This window comes from Pseudomonas sp. CBS (assembly GCF_024734645.1).
Taxonomy (GTDB): domain Bacteria; phylum Pseudomonadota; class Gammaproteobacteria; order Pseudomonadales; family Pseudomonadaceae; genus Aquipseudomonas.
Genome location: NZ_CP102929.1, coordinates 3,705,238 through 3,729,633, shown reverse-complemented (window position 1 = coordinate 3,729,633; position 24,396 = coordinate 3,705,238). Strand labels below are relative to the sequence as shown.

Genomic DNA, 24,396 nt, shown 5'->3' with positions numbered 1-24,396 from the left:
GCTGGAAGCTTAAAGACAAGCGGTCGATTGCCAGGCTGTCCGGCGTACCGGGAGCCTGGCATTGCACGCTTGTCGCTGCCTTACTGCGATTTGCGGACCCGCAAGTACCACTCGGAGAGCAGTCGTACCTGTTTGTCGGTGTAGCCACGCTCGACCATTCGAGTGACGAAGTCGTTGTGTTTTTGCTGATCCTCCTTGCTGGCCTTGGCGTTGAAGCTGATGACCGGCAGCAGATCCTCGGTGTTGGAGAACATTTTCTTCTCGATGACCACCCGCAGCTTCTCGTAGCTGAGCCAGGTAGGGTTCTTGCCGTTGTTGTTGGCCCGGGCGCGCAGCACGAAGTTGACGATTTCGTTGCGGAAATCCTTCGGATTGCTGATGCCGGCGGGTTTTTCGATCTTTTCCAGTTCCTCGTTAAGGGCTACGCGGTTGAGAATCTCGCCGGTTTCCGGGTCACGGTATTCCTGGTCCTGGATCCAGAAGTCTGCGTACAGCACGTAGCGGTCGAAGATGTTCTGGCCGTATTCGCTGTAGGACTCCAGGTACGCGGTCTGGATTTCCTTGCCGATGAACTCGATGTAGCGCGGTGCCAGGTATTCCTTGAGGAAGCGCAGGTAGCGCTCGCGGGTTTCGGCCTGGAACTGTTCCTGTTCGATCTGCTGTTCCAGCACGTAGAGCAGGTGCACCGGGTTGGCGGCGATTTCGTGCGGGTCGAAGTTGAAGACCTTGGACAGGATCTTGAATGCAAAGCGTGTCGACAGGCCGTTCATGCCCTCGTCCACACCTGCGGTGTCGCGGTACTCCTGGATCGACTTGGCCTTCGGATCGGTGTCCTTGAGGTTTTCGCCGTCATACACCCGCATCTTCGAGTAGATGTTGGAGTTTTCCGGCTCCTTGAGGCGCGACAGCACGGTGAACTGGGCCAGCATCTTGAGGGTGTCAGGCGCGCAATGGGCCTTGGCCAGGGAGCTGTTGAACAGCAGCTTGTCGTAAATCTTGATTTCATCGCTGACCCGCAGGCAGTACGGCACCTTGACGATGTAGATCCGGTCGATGAAGGCCTCGTTGTTCTTGTTGTTGCGGAAGGTGTGCCATTCCGATTCGTTGGAGTGGGCCAGCAGGATCCCGGTAAACGGAATCGCCCCCAGGCCTTCGGTACTGTTGTAGTTACCTTCCTGTGTCGCGGTGAGCAGTGGGTGCAGCACCTTGATCGGTGCCTTGAACATCTCCACGAACTCCATCAGACCCTGGTTGGCCCGGCACAGTGCGCCCGAGTAGCTGTAGGCATCGGCGTCGTTCTGCGGGAATTCTTCGAGTTTGCGGATATCGACCTTACCCACCAGCGCCGAGATGTCCTGGTTGTTCTCGTCACCGGGTTCGGTCTTGGCCACGGCGATCTGGTTGAGGATCGATGGATAGAGCTTCACCACTCGGAACTGGCTGATGTCGCCGCCGAATTCGGCCAGGCGCTTGGTCGCCCACGGCGACATGATGGTATTGAGGTAGCGCCTTGGAATACCGAAGTCTTCTTCGAGGATCGCGCCATCTTCCGTGGCGTTGAACAGCCCCAGGGGCGACTCGAACACCGGCGAGCCCTTGATGGCGTAGAACGGCACCTTCTCGATCAGTTGTTTGAGCTTCTCGGCCAGGGACGACTTACCGCCGCCGACGGGGCCGAGCAGGTAGAGGATCTGTTTCTTCTCTTCCAGGCCTTGGGCGGCATGGCGGAAATACGAGACGATCTGGTCAATGCATTCTTCCATGCCATGGAAGTCTTCAAAGGCCGGATAGCGACGGATCACCTTGTTCGAGAAAATTCGCGACAGTCGCGAATTGGCTGCGGTGTCCACCAGCTCCGGCTCGCCGATCGCCAGTAGCAGGCGTTCAGCGGCAGACGCGTAGGCGCTGCGGTCCTTTTTGCACAGTTCGAGATACTCCTGAAGCGAGAGCTCTTCCTGGCGGGTGGACTCGAAGCGTTGTTGGAAGTGGCTAAAAATACTCATGACGTCGTCACCTCGCTCGATACGTGGAGCCGACGCCGGATCAATCAGTCGATGCTGGCAGTCATTGGTGGACACCAATGGCCGTTTTCCCCCCAGAACACCCTGAAACGCTACCGATGACCCGCACGCCGGTGTACCGGCTCTCCCCTGTTTTGGATGGCCTGCGCTTAAGGATAGTTCGGAATCAGGGAGGTCAAGGCGCGATACGAAATTAGTTTGGCCGCGCCGTTCGTCAGAAACGGCGCGAGGCCAAGCGTCACGCGGGGTAGCGGGGTTTGAAAAAAATTATTGCGCGTCGCCTGCAGCAATTTCTGCAGGATAGGTCGCACGCCATAGCTCAAAGCCACCGTCGAGGCTATAGACGTCGGAGAAACCCTGGCTCACGAGGTAGGCGGCCGCGCTTTGGCTGGAGTTGCCGTGGTAGCACGCCACAATTACCGGCGCGTCGAGGTCGGCGGCGCGAATGAAGTCGGCAATGTTGTGGTTGTCCAGGTGCTGGGCACCACTGATGTGGGCGGCGTTGTAGGTCGGCTGGTCGCGGATGTCGACAACCACCGCGCCTTGCTCGCGCAGGGCCTGGGCTTGCTCGGGAGGGATACGTTTGAATTCAGTCATGGCGGGCTCCTTTGGCCTGTGTGAAAGCGCGGCTCAGCGCTTTGCCGTGGCCTGCAGTTGTTCGGGAATGGGCGAGTCGCACTGGCAGCTCGAGCGCTCGCCGGTGTCGACATTCATCAGGGTCATGGCGCCGCCCCACACGCAGCCGGTGTCGAGGGCGAATACACCGGGTTCACCGCATTTGCCTTCCAGGGCTGCCCAGTGGCCGAAGATGATCTTCGTTTCACGGGTCTTGCGCTCCTTGTGGGCGAACCAGGGCTTGTAGCCGGGGAGGGCGGTGTCGGCGCCTTCCTTGCTCTTGAGGTCCAGCTTGCCTTCGGCGGTGCAGAAACGCATGCGGGTGAAGTAGTTGGTGATCACCCGCAGGCGGGCGACGCCGGTCAGATCGTTGTCCCACTTCACGGGATCGTTGCCGTACATGCCATCCAGGTAAGCCGTGTACAGGTTGTCGTCGGCCAGGGCGGCTTCGACTTCGCCTGCACACTTGAGGGCTTTCTTCAGCGTCCACTGCGGTGGAATGCCCGCATGCACCAAGGCCATGTCACGACTCTCGTCGTAGTGCATGATCTTTTGCCGGCGCAGCCAGTCAAGCAACTGGGCGCGGTCTGGCGCTTCGAGGATTTCCCGCAGGGTGTCGCCTTTTTTCAGGCGCTCGATGTTATTGCCTGCGGCCAGCAGGTGCAGGTCATGGTTGCCCAGCACACACACCAGGGAGTCGCGCATGCCATAAAGGAAGCGCAGGGTTTCCAGGGATTGCGGGCCACGGTTGACCAAGTCGCCTACCAGCCACAGGCGATCCTTGGCTGGATCGAAGGCCACACGGTCGAGCAGGCACTTGAGCGGTTCCAGGCAGCCTTGCAGGTCACCGACTGCATACGTCGCCATCAGTGCAGGGCTCCAGGTACCGCGAGGCGGAATGGGGCGATGATGGCGTCGAAGTGTTTACCGTCGTCGGCGAGCATCTGGTAGCTGCCTTGCATGTTGCCGACGCGGGAGGTCATGACGGTGCCGCTGCTATAGGTGTGGCTCTTGCCGGGGGCGATCAGCGGTTGTTGGCCGACCACGCCGGCGCCGCGGACTTCCTCGACCTGGCCGTCACCGTCGGTGATGACCCAGTGGCGCGACAGCAGTTTGGCAGGCAGCTCGCCGTTGTTTTGCACGGTAATGGTGTAGGCGAACGCAAAACGGTTCTGCTCGGGTTGCGATTGTTCCGCCAGAAAGCGGGTGACGACGCTGACGTCGATCTGATAACGAGGATCGGACATGCAAGAGGCCTTAAAAGCAAAAGCGGGGGAACAGCGGATGCCGATCAGTCTAGGCCAAGTGGTGGGCACTAGGCCAGACATGCTGTCTGGCCGTGCCCGACGCTACTTTATTCAGCCGCTGGCGCAGGCTGAATGGCGAGCTGGTCAGCCAGTCGCACGAAGGCGGCCAGGTCCAACTGCTCGGGGCGCAGGCTGCCGTCGACGCCGGCGGCTTCGATTTCAGCGTTGCTGAGCAAAGCCTTCAGCGTATTGCGCAAGGTCTTGCGGCGTTGGTTAAACGCTTCGCGTACCACGCGCTCCAGCAATTTGTGGTCTTTAGCCGGGTGCGGCAGCACCGCGTGAGGCACCAGGCGCACGATGGCGGAGTCGACCTTCGGCGGCGGGTTGAACGCGCCCGGGCCGACGTTGAACAGGTGCTCTACGCGGCAATGGTACTGAACCATGATCGACAGGCGACCCCAATCACCACCGCCAGGGCCCGCCGCCAGACGCTCGACCACTTCCTTTTGCAGCATGAAGTGCATGTCGCGGATGATGCCGGCGTTGTTCAGCAGGTGAAAAATCAGCGGGGTGGAGATGTTGTATGGCAGGTTGCCGACCACCCGCAGGCTGTTGGGCGCTGCATTGAGGCTGGTGAAGTCGAACTTCAGCGCATCGCCCTGATGCAGGTTGAAGTTGGGCATGCCGGCGAACTGCTGGTTGAGGATTGGGATCAGGTCCTTGTCCAACTCAACCACGTCCAGCTGGCCGCCACTTTTCAGCAGGCCTTGGGTCAGGGCGCCCTGGCCCGGGCCGATTTCCAGCAGGCGGTCTTCGGGCTTGGCATGGATGGAGCGCAGGATTCGGTCAATCACGCCAGCGTCGTGCAGGAAGTTTTGCCCGAAGCGCTTGCGCGCCCGGTGTTGGTAATGCTCGGTCATATACGGGTCTCGGCCATCTGATAGGCGGTTTCCAGGGCCACGTGCAGGCTGCCGGTATCGATCTTGCCGCTGCCGGCGAGGTCCAGGGCGGTGCCATGGTCGACGGAGGTGCGGATGATCGGCAGGCCCAGTGTCACGTTGACGGCGGCGCCGAAGCCTTTGTACTTCAGCACGGGCAGCCCCTGGTCATGGTACATCGCCAGCACTGCGTCGCAGTGCTCCAGATATTTGGGGGTAAAGAGAGTGTCGGCAGGCAATGGGCCGCGCAGGTCCATGCCCTCAAGGCGCAGACGCTCCAGGGTTGGTTCGATGATGTCGATTTCTTCATGGCCCAGGTGGCCACCTTCACCGGCGTGGGGGTTGAGCCCGCAGACCAGGATGCGTGGTTGGGCGATGCCGAATTTCTGTTGCAGGTCGGCGTGCAGGATGCGTGTGACACGCTCCAGGCGCTCGGGGGTAATGGCGTCGGCAATCTCCCGCAGGGGAAGGTGAGTGGTCACCAGGGCCACCCGCAGGTCGCCCGTTGCCAGCATCATCACCACTTGTTCGGTGTGGGTCAGTTCAGCGAGGAATTCGGTATGGCCGGAAAAGGCGATCCCCGATTCATTGATCACGCCCTTGTGCACGGGCGCGGTGATCATCCCGGCGAAATCCCCGTCGATGCAGCCTTGGCCGGCCCGGGTCAGAGTTTCGAGGACGAAGGCAGCGTTGGCCTTGTCCAGTTGCCCGGCGACGACCTTGGCCGCCAGGGGGGTATCCCACACGTACAGGCTGTTGGCCGGTGCCGGAAGGTCAGGCCAGTTACCTGGGCCTACCGAGAGCAGATCGACGGCCACGCCCAGCTGCGCGGCCCGCTCAAGGAGCAAGTCGCGGCTGGTAATGGCAATCAGGGGGTGTGGCTGGGTGTGCGAGGCGAGCAGCAGGCACAGGTCAGGACCAATGCCGGCCGGCTCGCCGGGTGTCAATGCGAAACGCTTGGGTTTCACTGGGCTGCCTGGTCGGTGCCTGTTTGGTCGGCGCCAGGAAGCTTGTTCTCTACGTAGGCTTCGTCACGGATCTGACGCAACCAGGTTTGCAGCTCTTCGTCGTATTTGCGATTACGCAGTACGGTCAGGGCTTGTTGCTCGCGGGCCTGGGCGGTGTTGTCAGTGGCGCGACGGCCAAGGACTTCCAGCACATGCCAGCCGTATTGGGTCTTGAACGGTTTGGACAGTACGCCTTGCGGAGTCTTGGCCATGACGTCCTGGAACTCGGGAACCAGTGCTTTCGGATCGATCCAGTTCAGATCGCCGCCGTTGAGGGCTGAGCCTGGGTCTTCCGAGAAGCTTTTGGCCAGGGTGGCAAAGTCTTCGCCGCTTTCGATGCGGTCATAGATCTTCTGGGCCAGTTCCTTGGTTTGGGCTTCGGTACGGATTTCGCTTGGCTTGACCAGGATGTGACGAACATGAACTTCGTCCTTCATCTGAGCTTCTTCGCCGCCGCGCTTGTCGAGCAACTTGAGGATGATGAAACCGCCTGGCGTGCGCGCAGGCTGGGTGATGCCACCCACTTCCATGGTGCTCAGCTCGCGGTCGAACGGTGGTGGCAGTTGAGCAGCTTTACGCCAGCCCATGTCACCGCCTTCGAGGGCGTTGTCGCTGCCGGACTGGGCAATGGCCATCTGAGCAAAGTCAGCGCCTTGCTTGAGCCGGTCATAAATCGCTTGGGTTTTCGCCGCGGCAGCGTTGAGCTGTTCAGCGTTGGCGCTGTCTGGGGTAGGAACCAGGATGTTGGCCAGGTGCAGTTCTTCGGAAAGCTGCATCTTGCCAAGGTCAGAGGCCAGGAAGTTCTTCACCTCCTGCTCGGACACCTGAACCCGCTCGGCCACACGGCGCTGACGCACACGGCTGATGATCATTTCACGGCGAATCTGGTCACGGGCGTCCTCATAGGACAGACCGTCGTGAGCCAGGGCGGCGCGGAACTGATCAATGCTCATGTTGTTGCGCTGAGCGATGGTGCCGACAGCCTGGTTCAATTCTTCGTCGCTGATACGGATGCCGGAGCGATCGCCGATCTGCAATTGCAGGTTTTCAACGATCAGGCGCTCAAGCACCTGCTGGTCCAGCACGCTGGTCGGCGGTACGCCGCCACCGCGCTTGGCGATGGTTTGCTGAACTTCCTTGACCCGTTGGTCCAGTTGGCTCTGCATGATCACGTCGTTATCGACGATGGCCACTACCTTGTCCAGCGGTTGAACCGCAGCGTGGGCTGCGGCAGTACCCAGGAACAGCGCGCCCAGCATCAGCGGGCGCAGACAATCAGAAAGCTTGGTCTTCACGTTCACGATAACCTTCAATGCCTTTGTCGAGGAAGCTCTCTACCTTGGCGCCGGTCAGGCCGCCGAGTCCTTTAAGGACGATCTGGAAGAAGAGCCCGTGGTCACCCTTTTCGTTCAGCGGGGCGATCTGGCTGTATTCGTCGTTGGAAACCCAGTAACGGTTGATGACGCGCAGTTTCCAGCAGCAGTTGTCGTACTCGAAACCACCGAAGGCTTCCAGGGTACGGTTGCGGGCATAGTCATACTGCCAGCGGGTGATCAGGTTCCACTGAGGAATGATCGGCCACATCATCGAGAAGTCGTGTTGCTGGATTTTGTAGTAATCCTTCACGAAGCCTGGTTGGCCTTCGGTACCGAAGTCTCCGCCAAATTGCCATTTGCCGGTCAGTTGGTTGTAGACCACCTGGTCGTTACGATAGCGATAGCCGACGTTGATAACCTTGTTCGGGTTGTCTTCCGGCTGGTAGTGGAACATCGCACTGCCGGAGCGTGGGCTATGGGTTGTTGGATCCCAGTTGTAGTCCGCAGTGGCGCGCCAATCACGGTTGAAGCGGAACGAGTAGTCCAGTGCGATTGGTGAAACATTTTCGTGCGCATCATCGCGGGTAGTAGCATCGATGCCTGGCAGTTGCACTTCGCGGTCTTTGAAGTAGATGGCCTGGCCGATGGACACACGTTGGCGTTCAAATCCGTTTTCTTCGATCCAACGGCTGGTTACACCCAGCGACAGCTTGTTTTCATCACCGATACGGTCTCCACCGACAAAGCGGTTGTCGCGAAACAGCGACGCGTAGCTGAACGCTGTTTCCGCAGTGTCAAAGACTGGAATATCGGTTTGGTCTTTTTCGGGAACATAGAGATAAAAAAGACGCGGTTCGAGTGTCTGGCGGTAGGGTTTTCCAAACCAGTCCGTGTTGCGGTCGAAATAAAGACCGCTGTCGATGCTTGCAATCGGAACTGCGCGGCTTTGAGAGCTCTTGAATGTTTCGCCCAGAGCAGAAGCACCCATACGGTTTGTGACCAGATCGTCCTTGCCCTGGCTATCCAGATCAAGATCGTATTTGGTGTACACGTACTTGAGTTTCGGAGTAAGGAACCCATAGCTCCACTCCAGAGGGAGCGAGACATTTGGCGCAGCAGTCAAACGGGTACCGTTGGCGCGCGTGAGGCCGGCGACCAGTGTGTCCAGGCGTGCGGACGTGTCGCCGTTCTCGTCCTTGAACGTTCCGCTCTCAAGATCCCGATCAAACCTTACCGCTTCGGTCTCGTAGGCGAAATTCAACCCACCTGGATGGTATGGCAACGTACCGTTAAAGGTGAGCTGCGGCAGCCGGTTATACGGGGTGATCTGCGAAATCGTAGCCAGTTGGTAGGCTTGCAGGTTCAGCGCCGCCTGGTAGGTATCGCCACGATAGGTCACGGAACCTTGCTGGTTCACGTAGTCCTGGGTCTTGATCCCTTCCTGATAGGACTTCAAATCCTGGAAGTAATATGGATCGCTGATATTGGTGTAGTCGACCTTGGTCAGTACGCGCGTGTCCAACCCGCCCTTATGCTGCCAGTTGAGCATGTAGCGGGTTTTTTCGTAGTCGGTCTGCTTGCTTCGCTCGTCGCTATCGTCGTTCAGGTACGCGCCGCCAAACTGCCCTTCGCTGGACTTGGTGAGGTAGCGGAATTCGCCTTCCATCAACAGGCCGCGCTTGGTCATGTATTGCGGGTACAACGTGGCATCGTAGTTCGGCGCCAGGTTGAAGTAGTACGGCGTAACCAACGTGAAGCCAGTCTCGCTGCCGGTGCTGAAGCTCGGCGGCAGGAAGCCGGATTGACGACGGTTGTCGATCGGGAAGTAGATGTACGGGGTGTAAAGGATCGGAATGTCCTTGACCCGCAACGTCACGTTGGTCGCCGTACCGAAACCGGTGGCCGGGTTGAGCGTGATGTTGTTGCCCTTGAGCTGCCAGGCGTTGCTGTTCGGCTCACAGGTGGTGTACGTACCGTCCTTGAGACGGATGATCGCGTTCTCGGCACGCTTGGCGTAGAGCGCGTTGCCGCGGATGCGCGATTTGTGCATCACGTATTCGGCGTTGTCGACCTTGGCGGCGCCGGTGTCCAGTTGGACTTCAGCGTGGTCGCCCACCAGCAGGGCGCCGTTGTCGCGCAGACGGACGTTGCCGTTCAGCTCGCCACGGTTCTCGGCCTGGTAGAGGTTGGCCTCGTCGGCCTCGACCTGCATGCTGCCCTGGCGCATGACGACGTCACCGGCCAGGGAGGCAACTTGCTGTTCCTGCTCGTAACGAGAGACCTTGGCGCCGATGAAAGTCGGTGCGTCGCTCTTGTTCGTCTTGTCGTTCATGCCAGGACGAATCGGCTCGATGTACGCGCCGGAGCAGTACGGGCCGGTTTCGGCCAGTTGCGCGGCGGTGAGCTTCTCGCGAGGGACCCAGTCCAGATGGCTGTAGTCGGCGCTGCGCGAACGCAGGCCGCGGCCCTTGGCTTCGGTGACCAATGTGGTCTGCGGCACGGCCTCGGCACTGCCGCCGGACTCGCCTTGCGGCGTGCCATTGGCGGAGCTGACGGCACTGCCGTCATGCACCGGGCGCGGTGGCAGCGGGGCTGCGGCCGTCTTCGGCGCACAATCCCAGGCACCCGAAGCAGAGACTGAGCAGTCATACTGTTCCGCGGCGACCACGAATGAGGTGGCGAAAGGTTGCATGGCCAGCAGACTGCCGGTTACCAGCAACGGAAATTTTCTACGAAACGCGGGGGATTTCAATGCCATCTTATTAGTCCGGGCTTCCTGCGTGCCATCTGCCCGCGGTGTGGGCCGCACGCCTCTCGATGGTCTGAAAAAGATGCGTGATAATAAAGCATGACCCGCTTGACGGCTAGCGCCGTCGGAGACCCTTGTAATGCCCGACCAAGATCTACGTTTGCAACAGCTGAAAGTCTGGCTTGATGAGCAATTGCCCAGCCTTTTTACCGCCCAGGGCTGGGGTGTCGTACCCCCGGCCACGTTGACTGCGGCCAGCAGTGACGCGAGTTTCAGGCGTTACTTCCGATGGGACGGAGGAGGTCGCAGTTTTGTCGTAATGGACGCTCCACCCCCCCAGGAAAACTGCAAACCTTTCGTCGATATCGCTCATTTTCTCGGTCAATCGGGAATAAATGTTCCGAAAATTTATGCGCAAGATCTGATTCGCGGCTTTCTTTTGCTTAACGACCTGGGGAAAAAAACCTATCTGGACGTGATTGACGAGCAAAATGCTGATCAATTGTTCGCCGATGCCATCGATGCATTGCTGGCTTTCCAGCAATTGCCGATGGAGGCGCCATTGCCCAGCTATGACGTCGCGCTGTTACGTCGGGAGCTGGAATTGTTTCCTGAATGGTACGTTCGCCGGGAGTTGGGCATCGAGTTTGACGCGCGGCAACTTGCCCTGTGGCAGCGCGTCAGTGAACACCTGATCGACAGCGCCCTGGCCCAGCCCAAGGTACTGGTGCACCGCGACTACATGCCGCGCAACCTGATGATCAGCGAGCCGAACCCCGGCGTGCTGGATTTCCAGGACGCGGTCTACGGCCCGGTGACCTACGACATCACGTGCCTGTTCAAGGATGCGTTCCTCAGTTGGCCGAAAGCCCGCGTACGGGAATGGCAGCGCGGTTATTGGCAGCGCGCCGGCGCGCTGGGTATTCCGGTGCAGTCGGACTTTGAAGAGTTTCTGCGAGCCAGCGACCTGATGGGCGTGCAGCGTCATCTGAAGGTGATCGGCATCTTCGCGCGCATCTGCCATCGCGATGGCAAACCACGCTACCTGGCCGACGTGCCGCGCTTCTTTGCTTATATAGAGGCGGTGCTCGCGGACCGGCCAGAGTTGAGCGACCTCGGTGAGTTGCTGGCGAGCCTGCGCGCCGAGGCGGTGGTATGAAGGCCATGATCCTGGCCGCCGGCAAAGGTGAGCGGATGCGCCCGCTCACCCTGCACACGCCCAAGCCGCTGATCCAGGCCGGTGGCAAGCGCCTGATCGAGTATCACCTCGAGGCGCTGGCGAAAGCGGGCTTCACCGATATCGTCATCAACCATGCGTGGCTCGGCCAGCAGATCGAAGGCTACCTGGGAGACGGCGCGCAGTACGGCGTACGTATCCAGTACTCGGCCGAAGGCGAGCCGCTGGAAACCGGCGGCGGGATTTTCAAGGCCTTGCCGCTGCTGGGGGACGAACCGTTCCTGGTGGTCAATGGCGACATCTGGACCGATTACGACTTTGCCAGCCTGAAACAGCCGTTGAATGGCCTGGCCCACCTGGTAATGGTCGACAATCCGCCCCATCACCCGTCCGGCGGTGACTTCTACATAAAGGACGGTGCACTTCATGAGGCCGCTCCTGGTGCCGATAACCTGACCTTCAGTGGCATTTCCGTACTCCATCCCGAGCTGTTCGCGGGTTGCAGTGCGGGTGCTTTCAAACTGGCGCCGCTGTTGCGTGACGCCATGGCGAAAGGGTTGGTGACGGGGGAACACATGAACGGACGCTGGATCGATGTCGGGACACTGGAGCGCCTGGCGCAAGTCGAAACCCTGCTGACAGCGGGGCACTAGGATGTTGTGGCCAGGGACTCTGATCGGAGCCGGGGCAGGCTTTGCCATTGCCAGCATTCCGGGGGCCATGTTGGGCGCACTGCTGGGCCAGGCGCTGGACCGGCGCCTGGAGCTGCAAAGCTGGGCTCAGTTACGCGAGCGCCTTGGCGGCCGGCCGGCGTTGCGCAATGACGAACTGCTGTTCGTGTTGCTCGGTCGCCTGGCCAAGAGTAACGGCCGGGTGGTGGACGGGCATATCCAGCAGGCGCGCCAGGAAATGCGCTCGCTGGATATGTCTGAGCCAGCCCAGCGCAGGGCGATTGCCGCCTTTAACCGGGGCAAGTCCGGCTCGGACCGGGTGCGCAGTTATTTGAGCGTGCTCAAGGCTCAGCCTCATGCGGCGGAAGGCGTGCTGCGTGCCTGTTGGCGCATGGCCTGGGCGGACGGCAAGGCCAGTCCCGCCGAGCGCGAGTTGATTGAGCAATGGGGCAAATGGCTGGGTTGGACCGTGCAGCAGATCCGGGCTTTGGCGGCTGACTACGAGCCAGAGCGCAAACCGTTGGCCAATCGTGGCGGGGCCTATCAGGAGGCGCTGCGGATTCTGGGGGTGACCTCGACCACCGAACCTTCGGTGATCAAGCGCGCTTACCGGCGCCTGCTGAGCCGGCACCACCCGGACAAAATTGCTGGCAGTGGCGCCAGTCCAGCCCAGGTGCGGGAGGCGACCGAACGTACCCGCGAGCTGCACAACGCCTATGCGCTGATTCGCGAAAGACGAGACTTTCGCTAGCAGAATCATCAGGCGCTGCTTTTTTATGGTGTAAACCGGATCAACTGTGGGAGCGGCGGTGCGACGATTCGACTTGCTCGCGAATGCGGTGAGTCAGTCACTGTATCTGTTACTGATCCACCGCATTCGCGAGCAAGCCCGCTCCCACATTTTGCTCTTCAGTGTTTTTGAGATTTACGATCAGTCCCCCGGTTTTTGCGGGCTCAGCCAGCCGCGAATCCGGCGGTACAGTTGCTCTTGTCCGGCCTGGCTGTTATCGGGGAAGGCCTTCAACGACACCTGCTTGTAGCTGTCATTCTTCAAACGCTTGCTGGCCTGGGAACGTTCCTGGGCCGCTTTGCGTACCAGGGCGTTGTCCTGGTAGAAAAAGTCTGCCGTGGCCACCTTCAGTTTCGGTGCCAGTTGTTCCAGGTCCGGGGCACGGCCCACCGGGGTTTGTCCGGCCACCATGACAAATTTCTGCACCTGCGCCGGTTGTTTTTCACTCAGGTAGCGTGCGGCCCACCAGGCGCCGGTGCCGTGGCCGAGCAGCACAATGCTGCGGGCATTCTGGGTCTGGGCGAAGGCGAGGGCGGCGTCAATGCGCGCGAAGATTCGCGTGGCATCGGTCTTGTCTTGTTCATCGTTGCCCGGAACCACGGCCGGGTCGGTGCCTTCAGCTTCGGCGCTGGCGGCTTGCTCCACGGGTTTGGCGACGGTGCTCGCGTCTTTGCTGCTGGTGTCCACGGCCGCCTTGGGCGATTCGATGACCCGGGGTGGCAGCGTGTCCAGGGTCAGGTCCGGCAGTGACAAGCTCAGGGTGCCCCAGGCAGCGTCCGGCAATTTCTTGCGCAACGGCCCGATTGCTTGAGGCCAGTCAGCACTTTCGCCATTGCCCGGGACGATAATCACCACGCCTTCAGGCTCGCCGGTGTTGGCCGGCTTCCACAGGGCCAGGAAAGAATCGCTTCCCGCCTGCAGCTGTTGCTGTTCCTGCTGCGGGATTTGTCGCTCCAGGGCGTTGGCTTCTTCCTGGCTGCGCTCGGGCAAGGGCTGGCGTACCACCGGTTTTTCCGGAGCGGGAGCGGGAGTGTCAGCAGCCTCGACACAAAAGGCGCTGGTAAACAGCAGCGACAGGCACAATGCTGGCAGTGCCGAGCGGTGGGAAAGTGGCATCGTTGATTTCCGGCCAGAAGTGATTCCGGCAGCCTAATGGGTTGGTCAGTATTTGTCAGTGATATGAGACGTGGATCATGGGTTTTCGCTACCTGCTGGTTATCGGCTGTATATGCTTTCCCTTGATCGCGGGCGCCGTGCCTGCGCCTGCCGCTCATCAGGCGCAGCTTGATGCCGGCCAGCGTGAATGGCTCGACCAACATCCGGACCTGCGGGTCGGCCTGGTATTGCAGGCGCCTTATGCCCAATACGATCGGCGCTTGCAGCGGCTGTCCGGAGCCAACGTCGAATTGATGCAGTGGCTGGCCAAGGCGCTGAACATCGAGCTGACCTGGCGTAACTTTCCCAATCAGGAGCAACTGGAGGCGGCGGTGCGTGACGGCGAGGTCGACCTCGCCCCCGGCCTGCTGCAAACCCCGGCCGGCCTGCGCCTGTGGTTATTCTCCGACCCGTATATGCGGGTGCCCCAGCACATCGTCGGGGTTCGCGATGGCAGCACCGCTGTCGACCTGGAAAAACTCGACGACCAATCCCGCGTCGCCGTGCGCATGCCCAGCGCCGTGGCGGATTACCTGCGCAGCACCTACCCGAGCCTCAACCTGCAAGGCGTGCCCATGGAGCGCCAGGCCCTGCAATTACTGGTAAGCCAGCAGGCGCGGTATGCGGTGGTGGATGAGGCGCAATTGAGCCGGTTGTCTGGGGAAACCGAATTCGCCGGCCTCGCCGTGGTGGGCGATATCGGCCTGCCGCAATTGTTGCGGGTGGCGACGCGCCGCGACTGGCCAGAGCTGGCTGACATCATGCAAAGCGCCTTGCGTTCGATTCCCGCCCGCGATCTGGACCAGTTGCACACACGCTGGCTGCAGCCCAAATACCCTCGTGTGACCGAGTCCCCCGGCTTCTGGCAAAACCTCACCTTGCTTCTCGGCCTTTTCTTACTCGCCAGCCTGGCCGTAGTGTTCTGGCAGCGCCGCCAGCAACGCGGCCTGGAACACAGCCTGCTGGCCGCCCGTGAAGAAAGCGCCGCCCGTGCCGCCGGTGCCGAAGCGTTGCGCCTGACCCAGTTCTCCATCGACCAAAGCACCGTCGGCATCCTCTGGGTCAATTGGGACAGCCATGTGCGCTACGCCAACCAGGCAGCGGAAACCATGCTCGGCTACGTTCCCGGCGCCCTGATCGAGCGACCGCTGATCGAATTCGACCCGACGCTGACCATGGACCGTTGGCTCAACCTGTGGAAGCGCGCCCGGGCCAGCGAAGACGGGCCGCAGAGTTTTGCGACCAATTGCCTGCGCGCCGATGGCAGCGTATTGCCAGCCGATGTGTCCCTGAGTTTCCTGCGCTTTGCCGACGGCGAATACCTGGTGGTCTACCTCAACGACGTCACCGAGCGTCGCCGGGCCCTCGCGGCCTTGCAGGAAAGTGAAGCGCGGCTGCAAGGGATCGCCGCCAATGTGCCGGGGCTGGTGTTTCGCCTGGAACGCTTGCCGCGCAGCGAGGCGATCGAGTTCGCCTACATCAGCCAGGGCAGCGAGGGCCTGGTGGGTTACGCGCCGGAAGTGCTCAGCCATCCGGCCATGGGCATTCGCAGCCTGGTGCATCCCGATGACCGCGCCAGTTATCACCGCACCCAGGACCAGGCCATCGAGACCGAGAGCAACTGGGCCTGGCAGGGCCGCATCCTGACTCGCCTGGGCGAGCAGCGCTGGGCCGATATCAAGGCTGTGACCCGGCGCCTGGAAGACGGCGCCGTGGTCTGGGACGGAATTGTCTGGGACATCAGCGAGAGCAAACGCATCGAGTTGGAGCTGGACGCCTCCCGCGCGCAACTGCGGGAATTGTCGGCGCACCTGGAAACCGTGCGCGAGGAAGAGAAGGCCCGCATCGCCCGAGAAGTGCACGACGAACTGGGGCAGATGCTCACCGTGCTCAAGCTGGAAACCTCGATGTGCGAGCTGACCTACGCGCAACTGGATCCCGGCCTGCATGAGCGCCTGAACAGCATGAAGCGCCTGATCGCCCAACTGTTCCAACTGGTACGCGATGTGGCCACCGCCTTGCGTCCGCCGATTCTCGATGCCGGGATTGCTTCGGCGATCGAATGGCAGGCCCGGCGTTTCGAAGCCCGTACGCAGATTCCGTGCCTGGTGCAGGTGCCGGATAACCTGCCGGTACTGAGCGACGCCAAGGCTATCGGCCTGTTCCGCATCCTGCAGGAGGCACTGACCAATGTGATGCGCCATGCCCAGGCGCATACTGTCGAACTGACGCTGGTGGTGGAGGGCGCGCACTTGCGGCTGACCATCAGCGACGATGGCATTGGTTTCGTCCAGGCTCCCGGTCGACCAGTGTCGTTTGGCCTGGTGGGCATGCGCGAGCGGGTGTTGATCATGGGCGGGCAACTGAGCCTGGACAGTGAGTTGGGCGAAGGCACCACCCTGAGCGTGACGGTGCCGCTGGATTGATAACCAAAAGAAGAGGACATCCACAGTGATCCGTGTACTGGTAGCTGAAGACCACACCATCGTTCGCGAAGGCATCAAGCAACTGATCGGCCTGGCCAAGGACCTGCTGGTGGTGGGCGAGGCGAGCAATGGCGAGCAGTTGCTGGAGACCCTGCGCCACGTGCCCTGCGAGGTGGTCTTGCTGGACATCTCGATGCCTGGCGTCAACGGCCTGGAAGCCATTCCGCGGATTCGTGCGCTGAACAATCCTCCGGCGATCCTGGTGCTATCGATGCACGACGAAGCGCAAATGGCCGCTCGTGCGCTGAAGGTCGGTGCCGCCGGCTACGCCACCAAGGACAGTGACCCGGCGCTGCTGCTGACGGCGATCCGCAAGGTCGCGGCGGGCGGACGGTACATCGACCCGGACCTGGCAGACCGCATGGTCTTCGAAGTCGGCCTGACCGATTCGCGCCCGTTGCATTCATTGTTGTCGGAGCGCGAATTCTCGGTATTCGAGCGCCTGGCCCAGGGCGCCAACGTCAATGACATCGCCCAGCAGTTGGCGTTGAGCAGCAAAACCATCAGCACCCACAAGGCGCGCTTGATGCAAAAGCTCAACATCACCTCTCTGGCGGACCTGGTGAAGTACGCCATGGAGCACAAGCTTCTATAACCGCCTATCTATTTGCGACCACCCTGTGCCGCTAGAAAACCCATTCCTGCCACCTGTAGCTGTCGCACTGTTCTACGCCCGCCATCCGTGTAGGGCGATCCCTACCCCAAACCTTCCATCCTGCTGATGCCAATCTCTCCGGCCCCCCGATTTCCGCGGGCTGGCGGCTGGACTACGCTGGGTCCATGGCAGTCCAAAACAAAAAGGTGCGGGTATGAGCGAGGTGGATTCAAATGATGTGCTGGTCAGCTTTCGTGGCGTGCAAAAGAGCTACGACGGCGAGAACCTGATCGTCAAAGACCTCAACCTGGAGATTCGCAAGGGCGAGTTCCTGACCCTGCTCGGGCCGTCCGGTTCGGGCAAGACCACCAGCCTGATGATGCTCGCCGGCTTCGAAACCCCCACCGCCGGCGAGATCCAGCTGGCCGGCCGCTCCATCAACAACGTGCCGCCCCACAAGCGTGACATCGGCATGGTGTTCCAGAACTACGCGCTGTTCCCCCACATGACCGTCTCCGAGAACCTGGCATTTCCGCTCTCTGTACGCGGCCTGAGCAAGACCGACATCAGCGAGCGGGTCAAGCGTGTGCTGAGCATGGTCCAGCTCGATGCCTTCGCCCAGCGCTACCCGGCGCAACTCTCCGGCGGCCAGCAACAGCGGGTGGCCCTGGCCCGGGCGCTGGTGTTCGAGCCACAACTGGTGCTGATGGACGAACCCCTCGGCGCCCTCGACAAGCAGCTGCGCGAGCACATGCAGATGGAGATCAAGCACCTGCACCAGCGCCTCGGCGTGACCGTGGTGTACGTGACCCACGACCAGGGCGAAGCGCTGACCATGTCCGACCGGGTGGCGGTGTTCCACCAGGGCGAGATCCAGCAGATCGCTGCCCCGCGCACCTTGTATGAAGAACCGAAAAACACGTTCGTTGCTAACTTCATCGGCGAGAACAACCGTCTCAATGGCCGCCTGCACAGCCACACCGGCGACCGCTGCGTGGTCGAGCTGGCGCGTGGCGAAAAGGTCGAGGCGCTGGCGGTGAACGTTGGCCAGGTCGGCGGTCCGGTGACCCTGTCGGTACGCCCGGAGCGCGTCAGCCTGAATGGCTCCAGCGAAAGCTGCGTCAACCGCTTCTCCGGGCGCGTGGCGGAATTCATCTACCTGGGGGACCACGTGCGGGTGCGCCTGGAAGTCTGCGGCAAGACCGATTTTTTTGTGAAACAACCGATCGCCGAGCTGGACACAGCCCTGGCGGTTGGCGACGTGGTACCGATTGGCTGGCAAGTCGAGCACGTTCGCGCACTCGACCCACTTCTAGAGGCGAATTGATCGCCCCCTTGCTTCACCAACCTCGCACGTGGAGAGAACAACAATGTTGAGATCCCTGAAATATTCAGCCCTGGCTTTGAGCCTGATGGGCGCGACACAGGCCATGGCGGGCCCTGATTTGACGGTCGTGTCCTTCGGTGGCGCGAACAAGGCGGCACAGGTCAAGGCCTTCTACGCACCGTGGGAAAGCGCGGGCAACGGCAAGATCGTCGCCGGCGAGTACAACGGTGAAATGGCCAAGGTCAAGGCCATGGTCGACACCAAGAGCGTGTCCTGGGACCTGGTGGAAGTAGAGTCGCCGGAACTGTCCCGTGGTTGTGACGAAGACATGTTCGAACCCCTGGACCCGAAGCTGTTCGGCAACCCGGGCGACTACGTGAAGGGCGCGATCCAGCCCTGCGGCGTGGGTTTCTTCGTGTGGTCCACCGTGCTGGCCTACAACGCCGACAAACTCAAAGCTCCACCAGGCGGCTGGGCAGATTTCTGGGACACCAAGAAATTCCCGGGCAAGCGCGGCCTGCGCAAGGGCGCCAAGTACACTCTGGAATTCGCCTTGATGGCTGACGGTGTGGCGCCGAAGGATGTGTACAAAGTGCTGGCCGGCAAAGATGGCCAGGACCGCGCGTTCAAGAAACTCGATGAACTCAAGCCGTATATCCAGTGGTGGGAAGCGGGCGCCCAACCGCCGCAGTACCTCGCTTCTGGCGACGTCGTGATGAGTTCCGCCTACAACGGCCGGATCGCCGCCGTGCAGAAAGAAAGCAACCTGAAAGTGGTGTGGAACGGCGGGATCTACGACTTCGACGCCTGGGCCATTCCGAAAGGCCTGGCCAAGGACCGTGCTGAGGCGGCGAAGAAATTCATCGCCTTCTCGGTACAGCCGCAGCAGCAGAAGACCTACTCGGAAAACATCGCCTACGGTCCGGCCAATACGCAAGCCGTACCGTTGCTGGCGAAGGACATCCTGAAGGATATGCCGACTACCCCGGAAAACATCGCCAATCAGGTGCAGATCGACGTGAGCTTCTGGGCGGATAACGGTGAGCAATTGGAGCAGCGCTTCAATTCCTGGGCTGCCAAGTAACTCGGTTGCCAATGTGACACCCAGCTTGTGGCGAGGGAGCTTGCTCCCGCTGGACTGCGCAGCAGTCCCATCTTTCGGGGCCGCTTCGCAGCCCAGCGGGAGCAAGCTCCCTCGCCACAGGACAAGCGCCACACCAATGTTTTGCATTCATGTTTAAGAACCCGGAGTTCGCCATGGCCCTCGCCATTCCCAGCCCCACCCTGAAACAGCGCCTGGCGCGTGCCGAGCGGCTCAACCGCTGGAAGGCCCAGGCCTTGATCGCGCCGCTGGTGGTGTTTCTGCTGCTGGTGTTCCTGGTGCCGATTGTGGCGCTGCTCTACAAAAGCGTCGGCAACCCGGAAGTGGTGGGCGGCCTGCCGCGCACGGTGGTAGCGGTAACCGCTTGGGACGGTCGTGGCCTACCGGGCGAGCCGGTGTACCAGGCCATCAGCGAGGACCTGGGCGAAGCCCGGAAAAACTCGACCCTGGGCGACCTCTCAAAACGCTTGAACATGGAACTGGCGGGCTATCGCAGCCTGCTGACGAAAACCGCGCGGGCGCTGCCGTTCACCGAAGCGCCTGCCTCTTATAAAGAAGCGCTGGAAAACCTCGACGAACGCTGGGGCGACCCGGCGTACTGGCAGGCGATCCGGCGCAACACCAGCAGCCTGACGCCTTACTACCTGCTGGCCGCCGTCGATCATCGCATCGACGACCTCGGCGAAATCGCCCCGGCCACTCCAGACCAGGCGATCTACCTCGATATCTTCGCCCGTACGTTCTGGATGGGTCTGGTCATTACCGTGTGCTGCCTGCTATTGGCCTATCCACTGGCTTACCTGCTGGCCAACTTGCCGGCGCGGCAAAGCAACCTGCTGATGATCCTGGTGCTGCTGCCGTTCTGGACCTCGGTGCTGGTGCGCGTGGCGGCCTGGATCGTGTTGCTGCAGTCCGGCGGCTTGATCAACAGCGCGCTGATGGGCATGGGCCTGATCGATAAACCGATGGAACTGGTGTTCAACCGGCTCGGCGTCTACATCTCCATGGTGCACATCCTGCTGCCGTTCATGATTCTGCCGATCTACAGCGTGATGAAAGGCATCTCGCCGACTTACATGCGGGCGGCGATTTCCCTGGGTTGTCACCCATTCGCCAGCTTCTGGCGCGTGTACTTCCCGCAGACTTATGCAGGCGTAGGCGCCGGCTGCCTGTTGGTGTTCATTTTGGCGATCGGCTACTACATCACCCCGGCGTTGCTGGGCAGCCCGAACGACCAGATGGTCAGCTACTTCGTGGCCTTCTACACCAACACCAGCATCAACTGGGGCATGGCCACGGCCTTGGGCGGCTTGCTGCTGCTGGCTACCGTGGTGCTGTACCTGATCTACAACTGGCTGGTGGGCGCCAGCCGCCTGCGCCTGAGCTAAGGAGACCGTTGCGATGCTGAGCCCTTATATGTCGCCCGTGGAACGGGTCTGGTTCTACAGCTTGCGGATTCTCTGCGGCCTGATCCTGTTGTTCCTGATCTTGCCGGTGCTGGTGATCATCCCGCTGTCGTTCAACAGCGGAAGTTTCCTGGTCTACCCGCTGCAAGGCTTCTCGCTGCACTGGTACCAGGACTTCTTCGGCTCGGCGGAATGGATGCGCGCCTTGAAGAACAGCATCATCGTCGCCCCGGCGGCCACGGTGCTGGCGATGGTGTTCGGCACCCTGGCGGCGATTGGCCTGACGCGGGGGAATTTCCCGGGCAAGGCGCTGGTGATGGCCCTGGTGATTTCGCCGATGGTGGTGCCGGTGGTGATTATCGGCGTGGCCAGTTACCTGTTCTTCGCACCGCTGGGCCTGGGCAACAGCTTCTTTTCGCTGATCGTGGTGCACGCGGTGCTGGGCGTGCCGTTTGTGATCATCACGGTGTCGGCGACCTTGCAAGGGTTCAACCATAACCTGGTGCGGGCGGCGGCCAGCCTGGGGGCATCACCGCTGACGGCGTTTCGCCGGGTGACCTTACCGCTGATTGCGCCGGGGGTGATTTCCGGGGCGCTGTTTGCCTTTGCCACCTCGTTTGATGAAGTGGTGGTGACGCTGTTCCTCGCCGGGCCCGAGCAGGCAACCTTGCCCCGCCAGATGTTCAGCGGCATCCGCGAAAACCTCAGCCCTACCATTGCCGCAGCGGCGACCTTGTTGATTGCGTTCTCGGTGGTGCTGTTGCTGACCCTGGAATGGCTGCGCGGGCGCAGCGAGAAACTGCGCACCGCCCAAGTCTAAAGCCCAACAGGGATCAAAATGTGGGAGCGGGCTTGCTCGCGAAGGCGATGTGTCAGTCAGCAGAGATATCGACTGGCCTACTTACTTCGCGAGCAAGCCCGCTCCCACATTGGTTCTGTGTCTATTCAGTCGCTGAATGCAAGACAACCAGCCTAAGTCAGCTACTCTTGTGCCAGCCCATAACTGATAAGAGGCCGCGCACATGAGTACTTCCTCATTCAAGATCGCCCACAAATTGCTCACCGGCCCAGGTGCCATCGAGCAACTGGCCGCCGAGCTGACGCGGCTGGATATCGACAACCCGCTGATTGTCACCGATGCGGCACTGGTCAAGTCCGGCACCGTAGCGCTGGCGCTGGCGCACCTGGGCGAACGGACCTATGAAATTTTCGACCGGGTGCTGCCCGACCCGGAAATCGCCATCGTCGAGGACTGCATGCGTGTCTACCGTGAAGGCGGGCATGACGGCCTGATCGGCGTCGGTGGCGGCAGTGCCATCGACATCGCCAAGAGCGTGGCGGCCTACGCCGGTTATCACGGCGCCCTGGCCGACCTGTTCGGCGTCGACCAGGTGCCCCGCAAAGGCCCGCCGTTGATCGCGATTCCCACCACCGCCGGCACCGGTTCTGAAGTGACCAACGTGGCGATTCTGTCGGACAAGGTCGCGCAACTGAAAAAAGGCATCGTCAGCGATTTCCTGCTGCCGGACGTAGCCCTGATCAGCCCGCAAATGACCCTCACCTGCCCCCGCAGCGTGACTGCCGCCAGTGGCGTGGATGCGTTGGTGCATGCCATCGAGTCCTATCTGTCGCTGAATGCCTCGCCGATCACCGATGCGTTGGCCATCGGTGCGATCAAGCTGATCGCCAAGGCGTTGCCCAAGGCCTACGCCAATCCGCTCAACCTGCAAGCCCGTGACGACATGGCCACCGCCAGCCTGATGGCCGGGATGGCGTTCGGGAATGCCGGCGTGGGCGCGGTGCACGCGTTGGCCTATCCACTGGGCGGGCGCTTCAACATCGCCCACGGCGTGAGCAATGCCTTGCTGCTGCCCTACGTGATGCACTGGAACAAGCTGGCGTGTGTGGAGCGCATGCAGGAGATTGCCCAGGCCATGGGCGTGAATGTCACGGGGCTGAGCGCCGTGGATGCGGCGGACCAGGCCGTCGAGGCGATGACGCGACTGTGTGCCGCAGTGGAGATCCCGTCCGGCCTGCGCAGCTTTGGGGTGCCCGAAGACGCGATCCCGGCCATGGCCATAGAGGCTGCGGGGATCGAACGCCTGATGCGCAACAATCCGCGCAAGCTCAGCGCCGCTGATATCGAGAAAATCTACCGGGCTGCGTTCTAACCATTGAGCGAGGTCACGGTGCGCGCGGCAAAGCATGAGGTATACAATGCGCGCCATCGTGATTTAGCTCAAAAAGGTGCGTCATGCAGCCCTTCGTCATTGCTCCATCGATTCTCTCCGCCGACTTCGCCCGCCTGGGTGAGGAAGTGGACAACGTGTTGGCCGCCGGTGCCGACTTCGTTCACTTCGATGTCATGGACAACCACTATGTGCCGAACCTGACCATTGGTCCGATGGTCTGCGCCGCCCTGCGTAAATACGGCGTGACCGCGCCCATCGACGCGCACTTGATGGTCAGCCCGGTGGACCGCATCGTCGGCGACTTCATCGAAGCCGGTGCGACCTACATCACCTTCCACCCGGAAGCCACGCTGCACGTGGACCGCACCCTGCAACTGATCCGCGAGGGCGGTTGCAAGGCGGGCCTGGTGTTCAACCCGGCCACTCCGCTGAGCGTGCTTGAGTACGTGATGGACAAGGTCGACATGGTCCTGTTGATGAGCGTCAACCCAGGCTTCGGCGGGCAGAAGTTCATCCCCGGCACCCTCAACAAGCTGCGTGAAGCGCGGGCGCTGATCGATGCCTCGGGCCGTGATATCCGCCTGGAGATCGACGGTGGCGTCAACGTCAACAACATCCGCGAAATCGCCGCAGCGGGTGCCGACACCTTTGTGGCCGGCTCGGCGATCTTCAATGCCCCGGACTATCAGGAAGTGATCGCCAAGATGCGTGCAGAACTGGCGCTGGCGCGTCCATGAGCGGCTTTGAGCAGCTGTTCCCCGGCAAACTGCCACGGCTGGTGATGTTCGATCTGGACGGTACGTTGATCGATTCGGTGCCGGACCTGGCGGCCGCGGTGGACGACATGCTGCTCAAGCTCGGTCGCAAGCCGGCGGGCATCGAGTCGGTGCGCGAGTGGGTTGGCAACGGCGTGCAGATGCTGGTGCGCCGGGCTCTGGCCAACAACATCGAGGCCGAGGGTGTCGATGAGGTGGAAGCCGAGCATGCGCTTGAGTTGTTCAACGTGGCCTATGAAAACGGCCACGAATTGACCGAGGTTTATCCCGGCGTGCGCGACACCCTGAAATGGCTGCACAAGCAGGGCGTGGAAATGGCCCTGATCACCAACAAGCCGGAGCGCTTCGTCGCGCCGCTGTTGGACCAGATGAAGATCGGTCGGTATTTCCGCTGGATCATCGGTGGCGATACCTTGCCGCAGAAGAAACCCGACCCGGCGGCACTGTTTTTCGTGATGAAAATGGCCAATATCCCGGCCTCCCAATCGCTGTTTGTCGGCGATTCGCGCAGTGATGTGCTGGCGGCGAAAGCGGCGGGGGTCAAGTGCGTGGCCTTGAGTTACGGCTATAACCATGGCCGGCCGATTGCCGAAGAATCCCCGGCGCTGGTGATTGATGACCTGCGCCTGTTAATCCCCGGTTGCTTGGGAACGGGCGCTGAGATAACGTTGCCCGACGCTGTTCCATCCCCTTCTGGAAATCCCATCGTGGTGGTCACTCGCAAACTCTGGATGAAAGTCATCAAGGCCCTGGCCCGCTGGCGTTGGCGCGCCTGACTGATCCTGGCCGCGCTGCGGCACGTTTGCACACCTGACCGTTAGACCCT

21 protein-coding genes are annotated in these 24,396 nt (G+C 61.3%); 12 read left to right on the top strand and 9 right to left on the bottom strand.

The genetic code is table 11. The features are described 5' to 3' along the window. Positions 1-80: 80 nt before the first annotated feature. The 8 genes from NVB75_RS17095 to NVB75_RS17060 all read right to left on the bottom strand — a co-directional run bounded on the left by NVB75_RS17095 (position 81) and on the right by NVB75_RS17060 (position 9,902). Positions 81-2,003 (bottom strand): PrkA family serine protein kinase, encoded by a 1,923-nt coding sequence (locus NVB75_RS17095; RefSeq protein ID WP_003210999.1) that lies wholly within the window; start codon positions 2,001-2,003, stop codon positions 81-83. A gap of 285 nt (positions 2,004-2,288) precedes the next feature. Further along, positions 2,289-2,618, bottom strand: a complete 330-nt coding sequence (gene glpE, locus NVB75_RS17090) for a thiosulfate sulfurtransferase GlpE (protein ID WP_008434417.1) — start codon at positions 2,616-2,618, stop codon at positions 2,289-2,291. A gap of 33 nt (positions 2,619-2,651) precedes the next feature. Beyond that, positions 2,652-3,503, bottom strand: coding sequence for a symmetrical bis(5'-nucleosyl)-tetraphosphatase (locus NVB75_RS17085; protein ID WP_258342461.1), 852 nt, complete (start codon positions 3,501-3,503; stop codon positions 2,652-2,654). After that, positions 3,503-3,883 carry a Co2+/Mg2+ efflux protein ApaG gene (apaG, locus tag NVB75_RS17080; protein ID WP_003210996.1) on the bottom strand — a complete coding sequence of 127 codons (381 nt, stop codon included), beginning with the start codon at positions 3,881-3,883 and terminating at the stop codon, positions 3,503-3,505. Before apaG ends, NVB75_RS17085 begins: the two co-directional genes overlap by 1 nt. Before the next feature lie 107 nt (positions 3,884-3,990). Next, the gene (gene rsmA / locus NVB75_RS17075; protein ID WP_076017896.1) at positions 3,991-4,803 is read right to left on the bottom strand and encodes a 16S rRNA (adenine(1518)-N(6)/adenine(1519)-N(6))-dimethyltransferase RsmA; all 813 of its coding nucleotides are present in this window, start codon (positions 4,801-4,803) and stop codon (positions 3,991-3,993) included. Further along, entirely contained in the window at positions 4,800-5,789 is a 990-nt protein-coding gene (gene pdxA / locus NVB75_RS17070; RefSeq protein ID WP_093204434.1) for a 4-hydroxythreonine-4-phosphate dehydrogenase PdxA, read from the bottom strand. The genes rsmA and pdxA overlap by 4 nt, the downstream gene beginning before the upstream one ends. Further along, positions 5,786-7,123: a peptidylprolyl isomerase gene (locus NVB75_RS17065; protein WP_258342459.1), complete on the bottom strand. Its 1,338-nt coding sequence runs from the start codon at positions 7,121-7,123 to the stop codon at positions 5,786-5,788. Before NVB75_RS17065 ends, pdxA begins: the two co-directional genes overlap by 4 nt. Further along, positions 7,104-9,902, bottom strand: a complete 2,799-nt coding sequence (locus NVB75_RS17060) for an LPS-assembly protein LptD (protein WP_258342458.1) — start codon at positions 9,900-9,902, stop codon at positions 7,104-7,106. Before NVB75_RS17060 ends, NVB75_RS17065 begins: the two co-directional genes overlap by 20 nt. Positions 9,903-10,032: 130 nt before the next feature. Here NVB75_RS17060 and NVB75_RS17055 point away from each other — a divergent pair, with 130 nt between their 5' ends. Genes NVB75_RS17055 through NVB75_RS17045 form a run of 3 tightly spaced genes read left to right on the top strand, consistent with a single transcriptional unit; the run spans position 10,033 to position 12,492 of the window. After that, positions 10,033-11,052, top strand: a complete 1,020-nt coding sequence (locus NVB75_RS17055; RefSeq protein ID WP_258342457.1) for an aminoglycoside phosphotransferase family protein — start codon at positions 10,033-10,035, stop codon at positions 11,050-11,052. After that, positions 11,049-11,723, top strand: a complete 675-nt coding sequence (gene murU / locus NVB75_RS17050) for an N-acetylmuramate alpha-1-phosphate uridylyltransferase MurU (protein WP_258342456.1) — start codon at positions 11,049-11,051, stop codon at positions 11,721-11,723. Before NVB75_RS17055 ends, murU begins: the two co-directional genes overlap by 4 nt. A 1-nt stretch (position 11,724) precedes the next feature. Then, on the top strand, positions 11,725-12,492 hold the full coding sequence (locus NVB75_RS17045; RefSeq protein ID WP_258342455.1) for a TerB family tellurite resistance protein: 768 nt from the start codon (positions 11,725-11,727) through the stop codon (positions 12,490-12,492). Between the two features lie 180 nt (positions 12,493-12,672). Here NVB75_RS17045 and NVB75_RS17040 read toward each other — a convergent pair whose 3' ends face one another. Beyond that, the gene (locus NVB75_RS17040) at positions 12,673-13,647 is read right to left on the bottom strand and encodes an alpha/beta hydrolase family protein (protein ID WP_258342454.1); all 975 of its coding nucleotides are present in this window, start codon (positions 13,645-13,647) and stop codon (positions 12,673-12,675) included. Between the two features lie 77 nt (positions 13,648-13,724). Here NVB75_RS17040 and NVB75_RS17035 point away from each other — a divergent pair, with 77 nt between their 5' ends. The 9 genes from NVB75_RS17035 (at position 13,725) to NVB75_RS16995 (ending at position 24,346) form a co-directional block, all read left to right on the top strand. Further along, positions 13,725-16,112 carry a PAS domain S-box protein gene (locus tag NVB75_RS17035; RefSeq protein ID WP_258342453.1) on the top strand — a complete coding sequence of 796 codons (2,388 nt, stop codon included), beginning with the start codon at positions 13,725-13,727 and terminating at the stop codon, positions 16,110-16,112. A gap of 25 nt (positions 16,113-16,137) precedes the next feature. Then, a complete protein-coding gene (locus tag NVB75_RS17030) occupies positions 16,138-16,767 on the top strand; it encodes a response regulator transcription factor (RefSeq protein WP_060541622.1) in 630 nt (209 codons plus the stop codon). 214 nt (positions 16,768-16,981) lie between these two features. After that, positions 16,982-18,094 (top strand): ABC transporter ATP-binding protein, encoded by a 1,113-nt coding sequence (locus tag NVB75_RS17025; RefSeq protein WP_003210974.1) that lies wholly within the window; start codon positions 16,982-16,984, stop codon positions 18,092-18,094. Between the two features lie 43 nt (positions 18,095-18,137). Further along, positions 18,138-19,178: an ABC transporter substrate-binding protein gene (locus tag NVB75_RS17020; RefSeq protein WP_258342451.1), complete on the top strand. Its 1,041-nt coding sequence runs from the start codon at positions 18,138-18,140 to the stop codon at positions 19,176-19,178. Positions 19,179-19,351: 173 nt separating this feature from the next. Beyond that, positions 19,352-20,584: an ABC transporter permease gene (locus NVB75_RS17015; protein ID WP_258342450.1), complete on the top strand. Its 1,233-nt coding sequence runs from the start codon at positions 19,352-19,354 to the stop codon at positions 20,582-20,584. Positions 20,585-20,597: 13 nt separating this feature from the next. Beyond that, a complete protein-coding gene (locus NVB75_RS17010) occupies positions 20,598-21,422 on the top strand; it encodes an ABC transporter permease (protein WP_010167249.1) in 825 nt (274 codons plus the stop codon). Between the two features lie 202 nt (positions 21,423-21,624). Continuing rightward, a complete protein-coding gene (locus tag NVB75_RS17005; RefSeq protein WP_258342448.1) occupies positions 21,625-22,773 on the top strand; it encodes an iron-containing alcohol dehydrogenase in 1,149 nt (382 codons plus the stop codon). 83 nt (positions 22,774-22,856) lie between these two features. Continuing rightward, positions 22,857-23,531, top strand: coding sequence for a ribulose-phosphate 3-epimerase (gene rpe / locus NVB75_RS17000; protein WP_008434441.1), 675 nt, complete (start codon positions 22,857-22,859; stop codon positions 23,529-23,531). Continuing rightward, the gene (locus NVB75_RS16995; protein WP_258342445.1) at positions 23,528-24,346 is read left to right on the top strand and encodes a phosphoglycolate phosphatase; all 819 of its coding nucleotides are present in this window, start codon (positions 23,528-23,530) and stop codon (positions 24,344-24,346) included. The genes rpe and NVB75_RS16995 overlap by 4 nt, the downstream gene beginning before the upstream one ends. Positions 24,347-24,396: the final 50 nt, after the last annotated feature.

Bases quoted from the DNA above. Each gene is read 5' to 3' on its own strand.
- NVB75_RS17095 (WP_003210999.1), bottom strand. From the start codon at position 2,003: ATGAGTATTTTTAGCCACTTCCAACAACGCTTCGAGTCCACCCGCCAG.
- glpE (WP_008434417.1), bottom strand. From the start codon at position 2,618: ATGACTGAATTCAAACGTATCCCTCCCGAGCAAGCCCAGGCCCTGCGC.
- NVB75_RS17085 (WP_258342461.1), bottom strand. From the start codon at position 3,503: ATGGCGACGTATGCAGTCGGTGACCTGCAAGGCTGCCTGGAACCGCTC.
- apaG (WP_003210996.1), bottom strand. From the start codon at position 3,883: ATGTCCGATCCTCGTTATCAGATCGACGTCAGCGTCGTCACCCGCTTT.
- rsmA (WP_076017896.1), bottom strand. From the start codon at position 4,803: ATGACCGAGCATTACCAACACCGGGCGCGCAAGCGCTTCGGGCAAAAC.
- NVB75_RS17060 (WP_258342458.1), bottom strand. From the start codon at position 9,902: ATGGCATTGAAATCCCCCGCGTTTCGTAGAAAATTTCCGTTGCTGGTA.
- NVB75_RS17055 (WP_258342457.1), top strand. From the start codon at position 10,033: ATGCCCGACCAAGATCTACGTTTGCAACAGCTGAAAGTCTGGCTTGAT.
- murU (WP_258342456.1), top strand. From the start codon at position 11,049: ATGAAGGCCATGATCCTGGCCGCCGGCAAAGGTGAGCGGATGCGCCCG.
- NVB75_RS17045 (WP_258342455.1), top strand. From the start codon at position 11,725: ATGTTGTGGCCAGGGACTCTGATCGGAGCCGGGGCAGGCTTTGCCATT.
- NVB75_RS17040 (WP_258342454.1), bottom strand. From the start codon at position 13,647: ATGCCACTTTCCCACCGCTCGGCACTGCCAGCATTGTGCCTGTCGCTG.
- NVB75_RS17035 (WP_258342453.1), top strand. From the start codon at position 13,725: ATGGGTTTTCGCTACCTGCTGGTTATCGGCTGTATATGCTTTCCCTTG.
- NVB75_RS17025 (WP_003210974.1), top strand. From the start codon at position 16,982: ATGAGCGAGGTGGATTCAAATGATGTGCTGGTCAGCTTTCGTGGCGTG.
- NVB75_RS17020 (WP_258342451.1), top strand. From the start codon at position 18,138: ATGTTGAGATCCCTGAAATATTCAGCCCTGGCTTTGAGCCTGATGGGC.
- NVB75_RS17015 (WP_258342450.1), top strand. From the start codon at position 19,352: ATGGCCCTCGCCATTCCCAGCCCCACCCTGAAACAGCGCCTGGCGCGT.
- NVB75_RS17010 (WP_010167249.1), top strand. From the start codon at position 20,598: ATGCTGAGCCCTTATATGTCGCCCGTGGAACGGGTCTGGTTCTACAGC.
- NVB75_RS17005 (WP_258342448.1), top strand. From the start codon at position 21,625: ATGAGTACTTCCTCATTCAAGATCGCCCACAAATTGCTCACCGGCCCA.
- rpe (WP_008434441.1), top strand. From the start codon at position 22,857: ATGCAGCCCTTCGTCATTGCTCCATCGATTCTCTCCGCCGACTTCGCC.
- NVB75_RS16995 (WP_258342445.1), top strand. From the start codon at position 23,528: ATGAGCGGCTTTGAGCAGCTGTTCCCCGGCAAACTGCCACGGCTGGTG.